General features: G+C 33.8%; 3 protein-coding genes. All 3 read right to left on the bottom strand.

Annotated elements, in window-relative coordinates; all coding sequences use genetic code 11:
- The coding region (locus D6734_12100) for a hypothetical protein (protein RMF92503.1) at nt 1-2,414 on the bottom strand (2,414 nt) is incomplete at its 3' end.
- 7 nt (nt 2,415-2,421) lie between these two features.
- Nucleotides 2,422-3,147: a ZIP family metal transporter gene (locus D6734_12095; GenBank protein ID RMF92502.1), complete on the bottom strand. Its 726-nt coding sequence runs from the start codon at nt 3,145-3,147 to the stop codon at nt 2,422-2,424.
- Between the two features lie 21 nt (nt 3,148-3,168).
- Nucleotides 3,169-3,706: lipoyl(octanoyl) transferase (gene lipB / locus D6734_12090; GenBank protein RMF92501.1), on the bottom strand; the 538-nt coding region annotated here is incomplete at its 5' end.

Here is a 3,706-nt window from a genome sequence, read left to right as displayed (position 1 = left end):
TTGATATGCGGCACTGGAATAGTCAATTTTTTAAATGAAAACAGTGAAAACCGATTTTCAGGAGAAGATATAATCGATTCTTTTTTATTATTTAAACCGACCATACCTTCATCTGCCCGAACAATGACAATTCTATCGAAAATAATGTATGACTCTGAGTTGTATCCTTCATCTGACTTGTCAATCGATACTTCAAATCTTGATTTATTATTCAGAAAACTGTCACCTATGTAAAACACTTCGTTTTTTTCGCTCATTTCAACAGGAGTAACCCTATTGAGTAATTTGCCATTTACCACAAAATTTACAGCTTTCAATGAATTAGGATTTCCTTTAAACGAAAGATTTGAATAAATATGATAATATCCTTCCTTAATATTGACATCCTTGAACAAGACGGTATTCAAAGATTTTTTGAATAAAGGAAATACCATAGCTAAATTTCCGTAAAAAAAATCATTGAAATACTTTTCATCTATTGACCAATGAGCATAGGCAGGAAACCATAGATTTTCACTATCGTCGCCAATTTTATAGAAAGATTCGGCTTCAAATACATAATCCATTGCCTCGAATTTGTAATTGAGCTCGAGAGCCTTATTGGACAAGTTTCTCAAAATTACTTTCTTCGGCATCTTTTTTGAAAATAGATTATCAAAATATACCTCTACAAAATCATATCCCCTTCTTCCCATATAAGGAGAGACCTCAATGCTTTTTCTTGTATAGAGTGGTGGATTTTCAATATCCATCGCAAAAGGACAATGAAGAATGATAATAGTCGAATTATCATATATACGATCGAGGAGGGGAGAAGAAAGCATCTCCCGGTGCATTCTCGGAGGATATCCTCTATGCCGCTCTATCATATCTCTATAAGTATAATAAATGCCATCAGCTTCCTCATATCCAGGTATTACGAAATATGATAATTTGTTCTTTTTTGACACAGAAATATAATTGCCAGCAAGAAGATCGATTCCGTCTGAAAAGGGCAGATTTCTCAGATCCAAGCTGTTTTTCCCTTCAAGAATGCCAAATGGATTATTTTCATAAATTATTCCTTTTGCTTTCTCAGAAGATGGCAACTTCTCTATTGCAGAAATATAAGGCATAATTGCAGAAGATAAGAGATTTATCCTCGAATTGGATCTCTTCAGACCATCGATACTAAAACTTAGAAGAATCAAAAAAAGGAAGAAATAAATCATATAATTTTTAATTTCCCTTCTTCTAAAGTATAAAAAAGAAATAATTAAAGAGGCACTAAAACTCATAGAAATATATATTAACATTTTCAGAACACCAGACACTGATGATACTTCTGTTTTAAAAATTCCTATAAAATAACCTCCACTGAAAATCCACATCGATGCCGCCTGTGCTCCAAGAAGTGTTTTTGCAAAATCAGATTTTGCAAAATTCATTAGTTGGTCAAGAGTATGAGAAGCAATGATACATAAAAAAGGGATAGCCGGAACAATAATGCGAGGAAAATGATGACCCGGATTAATAATTAGCAAAAAAACAAATGATGCAGAGAAGAAAAAAACAATAAAGTTAGGTATAATTTTCTCCTTTTGTTTGAAGCAAAAATAAAGAAATATTATGAATAAAGGGAAAAACAAAAAACCCGAATCAAGAAAGTGATGTTCAACATTTTCCCATTTTTCAAGATAGGCAAAATCCTGCGACTTCAACCACTCAGGCATTCCAAAATCTCTAAAAAAGTAAAAACCCAATTTTTTTATTCGCAAATAGAGAATTGGTATAAAAAAGATTATGCCTGAAAAAAGATATAGGAAGGGATAAAATGGAGAGATATCTTCATCATATTTGATAATTCTCAAAAAAGAAAAAGACAAAAAAATTAATCCAACTGCAAGAAATGAAAATATTGAAAATGTTCTAAAACCGAAAGCAACTGGTATGCATAATGCAGCAAAAATGGAAAAATAGGTTTTTTTATCCATCATTCCCAACAGCAAAAGATATGCCGAAAGCATAATAAAAAAGGAAAGCATCATATAGGGCTTTGCCATTATTGAAAAAAGGATATTGAGAGGTGAAAAAGCAAGAAAGAAAGCAGCTAAAAGAGCTGTCCTTTTATTGTATGCTTTAATACAAAAAAGATAGAGAAGAATAAGAACGCCAATAGATGCAATAGTATCGCCAAATTTTCCAATCAATATACTTTCACCAAATATTCTGAATAGAAAAGCATTCAAGATTGTTGCCGAAGGACCTTCAGGAGGAATTATTCCAATTTCATTGAAAACTCTCGCATTGAGCAGTGCAATCGACCCATCAGTTTCGAGAAGTGGAGTTGTAAGACAATAATAACTTCTTAAAGAAATGCCGCAAATTATGATTAATAGTAAGACAACATATGAGTTTTTTTTGTCCTTTTCCATATAAGAATCAAGTAATCACCTTTAAAATATACATCAATAGAACACCTACCGTAAGGATCACAAAATTCAGTGCATTTCTTTCATTATGCGTTTGAGGAATAAGGTCGGATGCTGATATATAGAGGAAAAACCCTGAAGCAAAAGCAAGAAGTGCTCCCACAACTGTTTCCTCAATATTTTTGAAAAAAATTCCAACCAAAAAAGTTCCCAGTGGGGTAGCTAATGAAATAACAACAGAATAGAGAACAACTTTTTTCAGAGATTCTCTTGCATGGAAAAGAATGCCTGCAATTGCAATCCCGTCAGGCACCTTATGGGAAAGCACAGCCACAACTGCTAAAAATCCAAGCCGCGCATCTATCTCAAATCCTGCGCCAATTCCTATACCATCGAACATCGAGTGAATAAAAAGGCCAACGACTGCAAGCATCCCAAACTTATGATGTCTCTCTCCTGATGGCTCTTCATCTGAATGGGAGTGAAAAAGAAATAAAGATTCGAGAAGATAAAATGAAATAAACCCACCAAGACAATACCACAGGGCATTTTCATTTATTTCGATTGACTCAGGCAATAAATGGATAAAAACTATGCCTAAAAAAATTCCACCTGAAAGACTTATCAATTTGATTGAATTAGTCCTCGCCCATTTCTCCTTCCATAAAAGAAGAAGCATACCAATCAATGAGCCAACAGCCGCAATGAAACTGTAGAGGAAAGCTGTTCCCTGCAAAATTTAAATCTCCAAAATCATTTACAATTCTTTCCCAATAAACTCAAAACCTCTTTTCATAGCAAATCCAAAAACTTCTCCAAATTGTTCTATTATATCCCTTTCAACATCCTCAATGGAAGGAGAGTTTTTTCCAAGAATTCGCTCAATCGATGTTACACCTTTATCATCAATTCCGCAGGGCCTAATATATTTAAAATAGTCAAGATTGGTTGAGACATTCAGAGCAAAGCCATGAAAACTTATCCATTTTTTTACCGCCATCCCTATGGCTGCAATTTTCTCATTACCAACCCATACTCCTGTTAGTCCTTTTATCCTTTTACCATCTATTCCGTATAATCTTATCACCTTTATCAATACATCTTCAACAGAGCGCACAAGTTTATGAATATCACGATTTTGATTTAGGTTTAAAATCGGATATCCCACAACCTGTCCCGGACCATGATAAGTGATATCACCACCGCGTTCAACATTATACAAACCTATTCCCTTTTCTTTAAGAAATGATTCCTCCACTAAAAGATTTTCTTTTTTTCCTCTTCTACCTAAAGTT

This window comes from Candidatus Schekmanbacteria bacterium (assembly GCA_003695725.1).
Lineage (GTDB): Bacteria > Schekmanbacteria > GWA2-38-11 > GWA2-38-11 > J061 > J061.
Note: the sequence above shows the minus strand (reverse complement) of the source record. Positions and strands in the feature narration are given on the sequence as shown.